Origin of the sequence: Kitasatospora sp. NPDC059577 (assembly GCF_042735475.1) — a bacterium.
Lineage (GTDB): Bacteria > Actinomycetota > Actinomycetes > Streptomycetales > Streptomycetaceae > Kitasatospora.
In genome coordinates this window covers 1-13194 of record NZ_JBHWBZ010000064.1, presented here as the reverse complement: position 1 = coordinate 13194, position 13194 = coordinate 1, and the positions used below count along the sequence as shown (strand labels likewise).

The following is a 13194-nucleotide window of genomic DNA, read 5'->3' as shown; positions in this document are numbered from 1 at the left end:
GGCCCGCGCCCGGGGGGGGGGGGGGCGGCGCGCGGGGGCCCCCCCCCCCCCCCCCCGGCCGGACCGTGGACGGTCCGGCCTGGGCAGTTGCCTTGACTCTGTTGTTCGAGGCTCCACGAGTGCTGAGGCCTGGCAGCTGCGGTTCTGTTCCTTCGCCGCTGCCAGCTACCGCTCGGGGCGGTGACGTCGGGTCAGGACGTTGGTCGGCCAGAGCTGAGGACACGGCCTGGTACAGGGCGCTGGGACAGGAGCACCGATAGTGACCAAAGGACACAGGATGGAACGGCCACCTCTTTAGTAAGAGAGCACAGGCCGAATACCCCCTCTGACCTGCTGGTTTGTAAATCCTTCTGTCTGTGTATAGCCGACACTTCGATGGTGGATCTGCCCTGTGGATCCGGACACTAGTGGTCGAAACTTGTGATTGCCTCGAAGAATTTCCAGTCGTGGAGACTAGGTGACGTTGCCGCGGAATGAGTCGAAACTGTCGTGAACCTGGGACAGTTCTGCCGATTATGTCGCAGACTCACGACAGAAACTTGCGCCTACCTCGAACTTTGCTTGTCGCCGACGAAAAGATTCCCTTCCCGGTCGCCCGCCAGAGCGGTACGGCTGAGACTTCGAGTCATCCGCAAGTATCGCTGGATGTGTCTTCCGAGGGCCGGAGCAGCCAAACCGGCGAATCGGCACTCAGGCTCCTGGAACCGTCGGTCCCGGGACCGCCAAGTGACGCGTTCGGCGAACAGGACTTGCGATCCGCCGCACAAAAAGTTCGAGACACCCGCAAGTTAATGTAGTGTCAGGTAACCGACTCGAACGGAGGTACGCGTGAGAGCAGAACAACGGACCGCTCTTTCTAAGGCGACACCGGGGTACCGGACGGTCCGTTCTGCGGGAGAGCCCGAACTCATCAGCATGCTCGACCGGTTCGGCGAGCAACTGGCCATCGACATCGCGACGCAGCCGGCCGTGGCCACGGTCGAAGAAGTCACCGTCAAGTTCCGCCCGCGGCGGGTGTCACACGACATGGCCGGTTCGATGGGCTACTCCCTGACGAGCAACTGGTTCCTGGCCAAGGTCCTCGCGCGGTGCATCGTGGCCCACCGGCTCAGCCCTGTGGAGGTCGCGGTCCTGCTCCACATGATGGGTTCTCAGAACCGCGGGACCATCGTTCAGACCCAGGTCGAGATGGCCTCCGAACTGGGGGTGGCACGCAGCAGCGTGAACAGCGCGATCGGCCGGCTCTGCGAGCTGAACTACATCCGCCGGCACAAGAGGCGCGGTCACTACGACGTGAACCCCCGGCTGTGCTTCCGCGGCAACGGCGACGAGCAGAACGGCGTCCTCGCGCTTGTCCGTGCGGAAAAACTCGCCAGCGAGTTCCCCGATACCATCGGGCCTGACGACTTCGCCCGAGAGAGCTGAGGAGGACCACTATGGAGATCACCCCCTCCGGCGTGCTCGGCATGATCCCCCGACTCAAGCTGACCCCTTCCGCGATCGCGGTCCTGGGCATCATGTCCGACCTCCAGCTGCCCGGTGGCGAGGTCAACCACAGCCAGGTCGAGATGGCGCAACGTCTCGGGATGCTCGAGTCGGCCGTGAGCCGCGGTATGAAGTGCCTCGTGGACCGGCACCTCGTCATCCGTAGCGGCGAGGGGCGGGGGCACAGTTACCGGCTGCACCCGTTCATCGCCAAGTACAGCTCCGAGGCCGAGATGGAGGCCTCGTTGCGGGCCGCGGCGGTAGAGGTCCGGGAGGGCCGGCTGCCGGACATCGCCGCGCCCTTGTACCGCAAGCAGCCTCCGCGTGCGTCCGGACGTCCCAAGCTGGTCGCCGTCTGAGTCTGCGCGTCATCGCGGACGCCGGACCCCGCACCGACGCGTCGGTGCGGGGTCCGCGTGCACCGACGATCGAGTCGGTGTCAGTGGCCCGCGTTACGCTCCCCGGCCCCTGAGGAAACCTCGGAAGGCCGCCCCTCGACTTCGCCCAGGAGGCGGTCCTCCGGCGCCGACGCCGACGCAAACGGGGGCCTCTGAGTCGGTAGGTGGTTCCGTTGGTCGGTCCCCTGACGCCGGTCCGGCCTGAACGCCCCCGACGGTGCTCATCGCCCGGGAGATGGGCGGAGCCTGCGCGGTCGGTCCGATCGGCACGAGGATCTGGCCGCGCAACTCGCCGAACGCACCCGCCCTGTAGATCGCCGTCGAACACGTCGCCGCTCGCCCTCATGATCAAAATTCCTGGACGTACCCTGTGGCGGTCTGTCCGCAAGCCGGGAAGGCCTACGGCACCGGCCATGCCGCGAAAGGCGCCTCGGGGTGGCTTCCTGCGGCTCACCCTTCAGTGCTGGACATGCCAATCCTTGCCAGACGGCTCGCCGTCGTGGTGTTGGCGTCCTGTCGGTCCGGCAGGCCTGCGGTGTAAACGCCGTTTACACCGTTACCGAGGGGATCCCGCAGCCCGGTCCGGTGCGACCGGCACACAGACAGCCCGGATACAGCGAGGAAGGTCGGCGACCGGTCGTCGACCTCGTCGGCCGGCAGTGCCTCGATCTCCGCGATCGCGTCCCGGCAGCGGCCCGACTCGCCCATCAGCCACCACCGGTTGGAGCGGAGCCAGAACCTCTCGTTCTCCGCGAGGAATTCAGGGCTTCGGCCTTCGGCGAGTTCCAGGGCCTTGCCGTGGTGGCCGGCCGCAGCCAGCAGGAGCATGGCCGCCTGAAGAAGGTTGCCGTCGTAGAGGTCGTCGAAGGTGTGCGCAACCGCCTCGACGGCGTCGTCGAACCGGCCTTGACGCACGAGCAGTTCCAGCAGCGCGTTCTCGTAGTTACCGGGGTACTCGATGGTGGCGATGAGCCCGCGCAGGTACGCCTCCGCTTCTCCGGCACGTCCCGCGTTCTCCAGGGCCGCCACGTACGGGCGTAAGGCGGTGTACCTCTCGGTGCCGGCAACGAGCTCGCCCGACTCCCCGAGTCGGCCGTGCCGCGCGAGCAGCCTCACATAGGCGTCGACAGTGTCCTGCGACGAGCACGTCTTCGCGGCCACATCCGCGCCCAGCGTCCTGATGGCTTCTTCCACCCGGCCGGAGCGCTCCAGGACCCGGGCCTGTGCCGACAAGAACGTCCCACAGATGACGGACACCGCGTTGCTCGGGGGCGCGTCGGACCTCCGCGGCGACCGTGACGAGCAACTCCATCACCCGCTCGTCACGACCGTGCCCTTCGGTCACCTCCTCCAGCCCGAAGCGCCCATCCGTGCTCAGACGCGCGGCGAGCGCGTCGATCGCCTCGTCCACCCGCCCGGCCCCGACGAGCACCTCAGCAAAGGACCGCCACGCGGCGCCCGCGTCGCCCTCCAGGCCCGTCGGACGCGTCAGCCCCAGTGCCTGTTCGACACGGCCCCGACGCAGCAGAACGTCGGCGCCCAGCCTCACCGCCGGCTGCCACCCAGTGGCGGCGAACGGCTCCACCACCTCCGGGCGGACTTCATGTGACGACACAGGTGCGGATAGGCGGGCGAGCAGGCTGGTCCGCGCCGGATGCCAGGGTCCTTGGCGAAGCAGAACGGCCTGGGCACCTCAGGATGCCCAGGCCGTCGGGTCGACGTCCGTGCCGATCAGCCGCCGGTCATCCGCTCCGGCGGGTACTCCTCGAGCCGGTCCAGCACCTTGGTGACGACGACCCTCAGCTCGTCGGGCTGAAGGAAACGGCAGAGCCAGGTCGTCACGTTCTCCAGGTCACGCCAGTCGGGCACCCCGGCCCCGCCCGACGAAACCGTTGTCCTGCCGGCCTGCTGGGCCTGGCGTACCGGATCCGCCGAGAGCTCCGCAGCCGAATACGCGACACGGTCGCGCTCGTCGGTGCCGGCGTCTCGCTGGTCCGGTAGGCCTGCGGTGTAAACGCCGTTTACACCCAGAAACCGTTCCTGCGAACCGCCGCCCGACAGCTGAACCGCGGACGGCGTGTAAACGCCGTTGACACCACCGCCGGCGCCGTCGATCCCGGCAGCGGGTCCCGAGGCACGATCGGTCGCCTCCTCCCCCGACGGACGATCCGCGCGCTTGGCCGCCCGTGCCGCCTTCGCGGCCTGCTTGTCCGCAGCCGCCTGCTTCGCGGCCTCGGCCCGCTTGAGTTGCTGGGCCGGGGTGATCTTCCCCGACCGCGCTTCGGCACCGATCCTGCGCGCCTCCTCAACGGCCAGCTCTCCGGTCCCCGTCCGCTCCTGAAGCTCGGGGGAGAGGTGGAGCAGGGCCAGCCGTTGTCCCACCCATGCACGGGATTTGCCCAGAGCCCGCGCGACGGCGGCCTGATTGCCCTCGTAGACCGTGTTCAGCAGCTGCTCGATCGCCTGGGCCTCCTCGAACGGCGACACGTCCTCGCGGTGGGCGTTGGCGATCAGCGCCGCCTCGACCATGTCCGAAGCATGCGAAACCAGGTCATCGTTGAGGTCCACACGCAAGGTCTCGAGCCCGGCCCGCTGAGCGGCCCGCAGACGGCGGTTCCCGTCGAGCGCGACGAAGTCCGCCTCCCCGATCGCTTCCGACTGATCGGGGTGCGCGTCGAGGAAAGCCCCACGGCTCACCACGGTGACCGGAACGATCTGCCGACGCGTCAGACTCTCGGCGAGCTCGTCGATCGACTCGCTGTCGACGGTCTTCCGGGGGTTGAGCGGATTGAAGACGATCGAGGACACCGGCGCCGACGACGCACGCCGTACCCGGCCCGTGGCGTCCAATGCCTCGCTGCGCGCCCGCACCTCGTCTCCGCGCGACGCGCCCTGAGCGAGTGCCCCGAAGGACCCGCCGCCACCCTGCAGCTTCTTGGCGATGCTCACGACAGCCTCCGTCGGATCTCGCGCATCCGCTGCGCCTGAGTGGACGTGGGTGCGTACATGAGCAGCGGCTGCTTGAGGTGCACGGCCTCGCGCTGCTCCTTGAGGTCGGGGACGACGGACAGGACGGGCGGTGTGCCCAGGGACTGCCAGTTGTCGAGTGAGTGGGTGGCGACATAGCCCTTGCGCTTGTCGAACTTGTTGACGACGAGGCCGAGCCGGTCGATGTCGACCTCGTAGTCGAGGCTGACGGTTCGGATCTGGCTGTCGAGCATGGCGTAGGCATCCGCGGAGGAGTCCTCGGCCTCCACCGGAACGAGGACGCCGGAGGTGCCGGGTGCCTCGTTCTTGCGGCGGTGTCCGTAGTAGAGGCCGGCGTCCATCGCCAGGCCGAGGTTCGGCGGGGCGTCGATCACGATGACGTCGAAGTGCTCTTCGAGCGGGGCGAGGGCGCGCTGGAGGCTGGTCTCGCGGGGACCGCGGACGGATCCGAGGCGGGAGTCGAGCAGGAACGCGTCGAAGCTCGACGGCAGCAGGCTCAGGCGGCCTGCGAAGTGGTCCGGCTCGATGGCCACGACCTGGTCGATCAGCGAGCCGGCCACACGGTCGCGGTCGACCATGTGGGTCACCAGGCTCTCCTCGCCCGGCGGGATCTGCTTGACGCCGAGCTGCGAGGTCAGGTGGCCCTGCGGGTCGTAGTCGACGAGCAGGGTACGCAGCCCCGGCAGCGCGGGCAGCTTCGAGGCCCCCGTGCTGGCGGGCAGGCCGAGCGCTATGGCCTGGCCCGTCCCGGCGGCAATGGTGGTCTTGCCTACCCCGCCCTTCTGGTTGCAGACGACGATCCGCCGCGTGTACCGGGGGATCGCCAGCTCGCTCAGGGAGACGTTGTGCGAGTCGATCCACACGCGAATCGCCTGGGCCAGGCCCTGGACGAAGGAGATCCCCCGACCCGTGCAGTCGTCCTTGAACGCGTCGTACAGGCCGGTGGGGAGCCAGGTGTTCCAGCTCTCGGCCCCGGCCGTGTCGATGGTGGGGTTGTCGTTGACCGGTCGGAGGCGCCACTGCTCAACGGCTTGGGTGACGGCGTCCTGCATGTCGATGCCGAGCTGCGCGGCCCGGGTCTTGAGTTCCTGACGGAGGGCTACAGGCAGCTTGGACGCAACCTTTTCCCGCCCTCCCTCGGAGTTTTGAGACGTCATGACGTCACCATAGTGGCGCCATGCGGGTTTAGGCACATCGCGCGGCCGTGTCTTCGGGATTCTCTTCCAGCCTGGTGTAAACGGCGTTTACACCAAGGCGCACGGGGGAGCCCGAGGCACGACGGCACACGTGCTCACGTCGCCCCGAGCCGTGGAGCACGTGCGGATTCGACTGACCTTGTACCCGTAACCCAGCGGCAGCCTGCGAAACAAGGCCCCGGCCATCCGCTCAATAGGGCGATGGCCGACAACGCCAGGCCATCGCCCGCCGCTGTCACTACCAACGTCGGTTACACACGATCGAGGGGCGGTCCCAGATCGCGGGAGACGATGGTGGCGGTCCGCTCGCCGACCATCACGCTTACCGGGAGCTGCGCCGCCAGATGAGGGAGAACTCCGCGGCCCGCCAGGCCGCGCTCGACAAAACCGCCGCGCAGCGCGAGGAGATCCTGCGCCAGCATCACACCCGGCTGCGCGACCCCGACAACGGCCCGCCCTTCAACGACCGAAGACAGACAGCTCCGAGCCGGCGCCGATCGCCGCTGGCGCCTCCGGCGCCGGGCGGGCGCCCTCCAGTAGGTCGGACATGCGGTGCTTCTCGGGGTCGGGCGGGTCGACGGACGCGCTGGGACCTACTCGACGGCAGAGGGGAGGTCGGCGCTCCGTTGCCGGCCGGCCTCGTCAGCCGGCCAGCAGCCCGGTGGCGATCCGGGCGCGGTGCGGCGCCAGCTCGGCGGCGATCGAGGCGCCCTCGGCGGCGGTGACGGTGACGGTGGCGTCCCCGTTGCCGGCGTGGGCGGCCAGGGCGATCCGCAGGTGGGTCGGCGGGTGGGAGCCGTCCACGGCGGAGCGGTCACGGGTGCTGAGCCGCAGCAGGCGCTCCCGCTCGACTGCGGGGACGGTGGTGAGGTGCTCGCGTACCCGTTCCCAGAGCGGGTCGGGCGCGGTAGGCGCGGGCGCGTTGAGCGGGGGAAGGGTGCTGGAGGTCGGCCATGAAGTGGGCGATGTCTGTGTAGTAGGCGTAGTCGCGGTCGCGGGTGAGCTGGTCGAGGTCGCGGATCGCGGTGTCGAGCGCGCCGTTGTCGTTCAGGACGGCGTGGTGGAAGCAGTGGGCGAGGGTGGTGCGGGTGGCCCGCCCGCCGGAGGCGCGGACTTCGGCGTCGAGGATGCTCGCGCGGTCTAGGAAGTCCTGGCCGCTGGTGCCAGCGTCGCGGATCAGGGCGGCGGTGCGGGCGGTGAGGCGCGCAGGCCGGTCAGGAGCTGGGCGGTGAGGTTGAGGTCGTCGTCGGCCGTCTCGGGGTCGGTGAAGGCGCGGACGAAGGCGAGCTGGGCCTTGATCCATGGAACACCCGCCGTTGGCTCTTCCCGGTGGGACCGGGAACGGGCGGCAACTGCGAGCCGATGCGGACCCCGGCCCCGTAGGTAGCTGGGCGCGGAGTGCTCCGCCCCCGCACCCGTGGCCAGCGCCCAGGCGGCGCTGGACCCGCCCTTGCTGCCGCCTGCCCTGCGCTGCCGTCCCGCCGTCAGGGCCGTGGCCGGCCCGGCCGTCGGCCCGCCACCGCACCGGCCGGACCGTGGACGGTCCGGCCTGGGCAGTTGCCCTCAGATGAATAGCCGGTGTCCCCTGCGGCCGAGGCGACCTGCCGTCGGGCCTGCACCAGGTGCTGCGGCCTGCCCGCCCCCGAACGGTTGCTGACGTCACCACCTGCCGACACCGGCGACCTCAATTACTTGAAAGCACCGTCCGGTACGACGTGGGGCCCGCACCGGCCCTCGCGGGATACGGGCACCAGCCAGCAGACCTCGCGGAAAGGGCCGTCAAGGCCCTGGGTCCGGCGGCAGCCGGACTTCGGTGACTGGCGCACGCAGTGGCCCTAGCCAGTACCCAGACGTACACGCCAGGCCTGGGCTGCGGCAGCGGCACGGGGCCGCAGCCCGCCGGAGGCAAGGCTCGGGAGAGCGCGACGGAGACCTTTATATATAAGAGGCCGGCCTGGAAATTAGGCTTCTGACCTGCAAACTTGGAAAAACAAAGGTATGGCTGGGCCGACATTTGAGGCTCCCGGAAGTCACTGAGTGCCGACATTAGGACCCAATGTTTCGCAGAATTGCGAAACATTGGGTCGACGTGGCCCGACATCCCCGAGGTGCCCGCATGATCATCCGACCTAGCCAGATGATCCGGCATGCCCCAGGTCGATCCGCCGCGACACGTGTTTCGCACTCGCGCGCAGCATTCTTCGCACTGCTGCGAAGAACGTGTAGCGTGCTGTCGACACGAGCAAAGGATCACGGTCTTGGCAGAGCGCGACAGCACCCGCAGGCAAGCGCCCCAGCGCACCCGCCAGCCGAGACTCCAGCCCGCCGGTCCCCAGCACCAGCGCGACCTCGCCGCCGAAATCGTCCGGGGCTACGCCGGACACCTACCCAGCGGCGTCTATGAAGCCCGCACGAAGTTCTACCGCCGTGCACCCCACGAAGTTCTCGGCTCCGACGGCTACGCCCTTCTCAGCCGCTACTTCGCCCGCTACGTTCTCCCTCAGGCGCTCATGTCAGGAGAGATGACCAAACTGCAGTGCGCGGTCCTCTCCAACATCGTCGGCCGGGCCGAGCGCGGCGTCTGTCACGCCATTCAGCGCGAGATCGCCGACGAGATCGGCACCAGCCGCTCCAGCGTCAGCCCCGCCCTCAAGCACCTCGCCGCCCGCAACTACATTCGCAGCGTCGGCCGGGGGATATGGCAGCTCAACCCCCTCATCGCGTACAAAGGCAACGGGGACGAGCAGCAGGCGTTCCTCGCCGAACTCCGCGATCTCGCGCTCGAGAACGGATTCCCTGACATCATCGGGCTGGCGGCCGCCAAGACCGGGGACAAGGAGTCGACATGCTGATGGTCACTGACCTGTTCGGGCTCCTGCGGCGCCTCGAGCTCACCCCCACCGCGACGAACGTCCTGTCCGTGATGGTCGAGCACCAGGACCCCGGCGGCGTCGTTCCGCTCGCCCAGCAGGACATCGCCGCGGAGCTGCAGATCCTTCCGTCGGTTGTCAGCCGCGGGATGGCTCTCCTCGTCGAGCGTGGCCTCGTCCTGCGCAAGGGCTACCGCTACCGCCTCCATCCCGCGATCGCAGGCTACAGCTCCGAGCTCGAAATGCAGGCCGCCATGACCCGCGCCGCCCGCGAAGGCGTCCCGCCCATCCTGATCCCCGACTACCAGGCCGCCCCGCCCAAGGCCGGCCGCACCCGGCTGCGCGCGGTTGGCTGACCCCGCACTTGTGTCGGACCCCGGAGCTAGCGTGCACGGCAGAAACCCAGAGCCGTAAGACAAGGTGCAGCTGCCTTGACGCTGGGTCCCGCCAGCCGACTTTGGCATCCGCGCATAGCCAGCGAGACCTGTGGCGGCCCGGGCCAACCGCCCGGGCCGTCTTCGTTGGCCTTCCCAGCAGTGCCAAAGCACTGTCACTCGTGCTAGCGGTCTGGCCCCCACACAGGGGCCAGACCAGGAGGCGTGTGCGGCGGATCGGTAGATCGCCAACCGCGGCCAGCGCTGCCCGGAGGGCAGGCGTGGTAGCGGTTGACCACTCTGTTATGGCGATCTGAAGCGCGGACGGCCTGGCCCTGCTGGCCAGGGCCAGATCGCTACCACCGGTGATAGCGGTTTGGTCTACCCGGCTCCGTCCGGGCTGCGACACTGTGGATCATGACCGACCGTCGCCCCCTCGCATTGCCCGCCTTCTCCGAGCCCGCCGTCGACGCTCCCGTGCCGGCCCAGTCCGGCGTGCGCCGGCTGCCGGTTGAGCAGGGCGCCGACTTCCGCCAGCCGCCCGGTGAGACTGTGGACGCGCCTGCCCCGGCTCGCCGCCGCCTCTCGTCCGGCGGCCTGACCTTCTCCGACCCGGACCGGCAGATCTGAGCGCTACCATCACGGGTAGCGCGACTGTCCTGTGGAGGGTACAAATCCCCGGTCCGCCGACCGTGTCCCGGTAGCCTGCGGCCAGGCGCCCGCCGTGTGAGTGGGTGGGGTGGTGCCAGCAGATTGAGCGGCGTCGACCAAGTGTCGGCGTCGGTTGAACCGTGGTTCTGGATCACTTTCCGTTCCGTGCCGGGGCCACGGAGGGTCACCGGAGCCGCGATCATGAACGGTCGTGGCTGACGATCTTCTCCAAGACCTCTGGGCCGCAAGGAGGACGCGCTTGCGCAGGAGGTCGAAGCCGGCGCGGCCGAACATCTGGCGCTTGATCATTTTGATCTTTTTGTTGTGGCCCTCGACCGCGCCGGAACTGTAGCTCAGGGTCAGACCGGCGACGACCGCATCAAGGTCCTGCAGGAGATCGGTGGCGAAGCTTCGAAGGGCCGGGACCTGATCCTGCTGGACGCGCGTGATCCAGTCCTTGAGCTCTCGTCCGCGGCGGTCGTTCATCAGCTCGGCGAAGGCCCTGATGTACTCGGCAGCGGTGGCCAGCACCGTGACGCGGGCGAGGACCTCCTTGAGCTGCCAGGCGTCTTCGTCGCGCAGGCGGCCGGGATCTGGGCGGCGGCCCGCAGCTCGGAGAGCCAGGTGCCGATGGCGTACCCGCCGACCGAGGCCCGTGCCGGCGCCGCCAAAGAGCCGCCGTGCTCCTTCGCCCAGACCCGCGCCCAGTCCAACCCCGCGTCGAACCGCGCATCCGACACCGACCAGATCATCCCGAGCGCGTCCAGCATCTCCACCCGGTATGACGCCAGATCACCATTCGCATTTTCGCCTCGTCGGTCCGACAACCACTTTCCAAGCGGGTAGTTTCCGTTCTCCCCGACCATCGCGGAATAAGGAACGTCAAGCCCGCCGGTCTCCTCGAACCACCGCCGCGCGTGACCAATCCCCTCACGCCACAGCTGCGTCTCCCCGACCAGCACCCGCGAGGCGATGAACAGCGCGAGCACGTTCTCATCCACCGGCGTCTGGAACCGCACGGGCAGCGTGAACGCCCCCGACCCACCCGCACCCACACCGCTCTCACCAGGACCGACAGCAGCCTCAGCGCTGCGCCCCTTGGTACGCTTGCCGGACTTCTGCGGCACTGCCAGTGCCTCCACCACACGTGCGTCGTGAGACCTAAAAGCGGTCAAAATTCGAACAAGCGGACCATAGGAATCCGACTTCAGGATATCCCCGGGTTCCTCCCCGGGCTTCAGGAATACCGGCACGATCAGCGACGCCGTCTTCCCTTCGCCGGGCTTCATCCGCAGGGCCCGGCCGATGGCCTGGACGATATCCACCATGCTTCCCCGGCCCTGCAGGAGAACAGAATCTGTGTCTGGGATATCGACCCCTTCGCCGAGCACCTTGCATTGAGCGGCGACCCGGTGCCTCAGACCGTCGCTCTCACCGCTGCTCCCGAAATCGGCGATGACCTCTTTCCGGAAGTCCACGTCGTGCTCACCGGAGAGCCACTGGACCCAGAATTCCTCCGGGTACTTCCGGGGGTTATCGATGTGAAGCTTCTCGACGGTCTGGTTCATCGTCTCGGCGAAGTAGCGGGCCTCGATGGTGCGGTTGTGGAAGGTGATGCAGCGCTCCAGGCCGCGCTCGACCATGGTCTTGACGAGTCCGGCCTGGATGGCCGCGATGCGCGCGGCCGGCACGTCGTCCTCGCTGCCGTCCTGGGCCTCGCCGACGCCCGGTCCCCAGGGCACGCCCTGCCGTTCGGCCCCCTGGCGGTCGCCGAGCGGGTCGCGCAGCTCCAGGACCACGATCTCGAACGGCGCGAGCAGCTTGCGGTCGATGGCTTCGGCCAGGCCCAGGGAGTACACGTGCGGCCCGTAGACCCGGACGTCGTCCATGGACACCGCCAGCTCCTCCGGCAACGGCTGATAGGCCTCCTCGCGGCCCTTCACGGGGCGCTTGGGCGGTGCCCAGATCCGCGGCGTCGCCGTCATGTAGAGCCGGCGCTCCGCCGGGATGGCGGTCTGGTGGTGCACCACGGTCCAGGTCTTCTCGACACTGCCGGAGGAGCGATGTGCCTCGTCGCAGACCATCAGCCCGAGCGGGGGCAGCAGCTCGCCCTTGCTCGCGGCCCAGTACTCGTAGGCATCGGCGACGGCCCCGACCGAGGTGTAGGTGGCGAAGACGGTGGTCGGCCGGCGGTGCTTGGCCGCCTGGGACAGCCACATGCCGATCATCAGCGGGCTGGTGGTCGCCATCACGCCGAACGGCAGCTCGGAATCTACGAGGGAGCAGACCGCGTGCATGTCCCCGGAACGGCCGGCGGCCTGCCACGAGCCGATCATCTGCACCAGCAGATCCAGCGTCGGCACGACGACCAGGACCACGCCGCGGGGCACCAGCTTCTGGCCGGCCGCAGCTCCGACGTACGACTTCCCGGACCCGGTGGCCATCTGCACCGTCACCCGCAGGCCGTTCGGGGCCGGGTGTCCCGGACGGGGCGTCAAGCCCCGCACGATGGCCTCCAACGCCTCCTCCTGGTGCCCGCGCAGCGAGATGCCGGCGGCTGCCTGAGCGGCCATCAGGCCGGGCTTCACGACGTCCACGAAAACGTGTCTCCCTCACCCATCCCCGAGCCCACACCAGGGACCACGCGGGAAACGCTGACAGCGCCCTACTGATACATTCAACGAGCCCGGCCAAGGAATCCAGACAACCGGAATACAAGCCCGATAGAAGCGACTTTCCGGCAGGATATCAGTCCACGGCCAAGGAATCCGCCGAATACTCGAAAGAGGCGGATCCGGACCCCACTTTCGGCGGGATCGTACGACACCATAAGACTGATACATCAGAGACCGTTGCTGGTCCCGTCAGGGTAGCGCACCCCGTCCGCTGGGTGGAGCCGAAAGCATGGCCTGGACCACGGTCTAGACCAATCCAGTGGGAGTGAAGCCGACCCGCACGCACCCCCCGGCGCCCGCCCTTCCCCCAGTCAGCCCGTCGTAAGTTCAGCCGAAAATCCAGTTCAACCTTGTGAACGAGCATCAGCCCACCCGCACCATGGAGCGAAGCGGAGTGGTGCCGGCCCGAGCGCGAAGCGCCGGGCCCACCCGGGCGAAGCCCGCGTGCGGACACGCGGAGCGGGTCCCGCCCAACGCGCACCCAGTCTCTTATACACAAAAACGATCCCACCAGAACAACTTCGATATGGGGTGTGGTGGTGGGGTGTGATAGTGGG

At 68.4% G+C, this 13194-nt stretch carries 13 protein-coding genes and 1 pseudogene; 7 read left to right on the top strand and 7 right to left on the bottom strand.

Annotated elements, in window-relative coordinates; all coding sequences use genetic code 11:
* Positions 1-915 precede the first annotated feature (915 nt).
* Both ACFV0O_RS34390 and ACFV0O_RS34385 read left to right on the top strand, forming a co-directional pair.
* Positions 916-1425, top strand: a complete 510-nt coding sequence (locus tag ACFV0O_RS34390) for a MarR family transcriptional regulator (protein WP_380347685.1) — start codon at positions 916-918, stop codon at positions 1423-1425.
* 11 nt (positions 1426-1436) lie between these two features.
* Positions 1437-1844, top strand: a complete 408-nt coding sequence (locus tag ACFV0O_RS34385) for a hypothetical protein (RefSeq protein WP_380347683.1) — start codon at positions 1437-1439, stop codon at positions 1842-1844.
* A gap of 489 nt (positions 1845-2333) precedes the next feature.
* On the opposite strand, the gene ACFV0O_RS34380 is transcribed toward ACFV0O_RS34385, so the two are convergent.
* Entirely contained in the window at positions 2334-3077 is a 744-nt protein-coding gene (locus tag ACFV0O_RS34380; RefSeq protein ID WP_380347681.1) for a hypothetical protein, read from the bottom strand.
* A 52-nt stretch (positions 3078-3129) separates the two neighbouring features.
* On the opposite strand from ACFV0O_RS34380, the gene ACFV0O_RS34375 reads away from it, so the two are divergent.
* Positions 3130-3492, top strand: coding sequence for a hypothetical protein (locus ACFV0O_RS34375; RefSeq protein ID WP_380347679.1), 363 nt, complete (start codon positions 3130-3132; stop codon positions 3490-3492).
* A 122-nt stretch (positions 3493-3614) separates the two neighbouring features.
* On the opposite strand, the gene ACFV0O_RS34370 is transcribed toward ACFV0O_RS34375, so the two are convergent.
* The 4 genes from ACFV0O_RS34370 to ACFV0O_RS34355 form a co-directional block, all read right to left on the bottom strand.
* On the bottom strand, positions 3615-4832 hold the full coding sequence (locus ACFV0O_RS34370) for a ParB/RepB/Spo0J family partition protein (RefSeq protein WP_380347677.1): 1218 nt from the start codon (positions 4830-4832) through the stop codon (positions 3615-3617).
* The gene (locus tag ACFV0O_RS34365) at positions 4829-6028 is read right to left on the bottom strand and encodes a ParA family protein (protein ID WP_380347675.1); all 1200 of its coding nucleotides are present in this window, start codon (positions 6026-6028) and stop codon (positions 4829-4831) included. The genes ACFV0O_RS34370 and ACFV0O_RS34365 overlap by 4 nt, the downstream gene beginning before the upstream one ends.
* A gap of 290 nt (positions 6029-6318) precedes the next feature.
* Positions 6319-6489 carry a hypothetical protein gene (locus ACFV0O_RS34360; protein WP_380347673.1) on the bottom strand — a complete coding sequence of 57 codons (171 nt, stop codon included), beginning with the start codon at positions 6487-6489 and terminating at the stop codon, positions 6319-6321.
* A gap of 220 nt (positions 6490-6709) precedes the next feature.
* Complete coding sequence (locus ACFV0O_RS34355; RefSeq protein WP_380347671.1) at positions 6710-6871, bottom strand: hypothetical protein; 162 nt, start codon at positions 6869-6871, stop codon at positions 6710-6712.
* 133 nt (positions 6872-7004) lie between these two features.
* On the opposite strand from ACFV0O_RS34355, the gene ACFV0O_RS34350 reads away from it, so the two are divergent.
* From ACFV0O_RS34350 to ACFV0O_RS34335, 4 genes are all read left to right on the top strand, one after another.
* The gene (locus ACFV0O_RS34350) at positions 7005-7211 is read left to right on the top strand and encodes a hypothetical protein (RefSeq protein WP_380347669.1); all 207 of its coding nucleotides are present in this window, start codon (positions 7005-7007) and stop codon (positions 7209-7211) included.
* A 1114-nt stretch (positions 7212-8325) separates the two neighbouring features.
* Positions 8326-8919, top strand: a complete 594-nt coding sequence (locus ACFV0O_RS34345) for a replication/maintenance protein RepL (RefSeq protein ID WP_380347668.1) — start codon at positions 8326-8328, stop codon at positions 8917-8919.
* On the top strand, positions 8913-9293 hold the full coding sequence (locus ACFV0O_RS34340) for a hypothetical protein (protein WP_380347666.1): 381 nt from the start codon (positions 8913-8915) through the stop codon (positions 9291-9293). The genes ACFV0O_RS34345 and ACFV0O_RS34340 overlap by 7 nt, the downstream gene beginning before the upstream one ends.
* A gap of 435 nt (positions 9294-9728) precedes the next feature.
* Positions 9729-9941 (top strand): hypothetical protein, encoded by a 213-nt coding sequence (locus tag ACFV0O_RS34335; RefSeq protein WP_380347664.1) that lies wholly within the window; start codon positions 9729-9731, stop codon positions 9939-9941.
* A 267-nt stretch (positions 9942-10208) separates the two neighbouring features.
* Here the strand turns inward: ACFV0O_RS34335 and ACFV0O_RS34330 are convergent.
* Together ACFV0O_RS34330 and ACFV0O_RS34325 are read right to left on the bottom strand one after the other, a co-directional pair.
* A pseudogene (locus ACFV0O_RS34330) lies at positions 10209-10493 on the bottom strand (transposase); the annotation flags it as partial.
* A complete protein-coding gene (locus ACFV0O_RS34325; protein WP_380347662.1) occupies positions 10448-12559 on the bottom strand; it encodes a DEAD/DEAH box helicase family protein in 2112 nt (703 codons plus the stop codon). The gene ACFV0O_RS34325 and the pseudogene ACFV0O_RS34330, both read right to left, overlap by 46 nt.
* Positions 12560-13194: the final 635 nt, after the last annotated feature.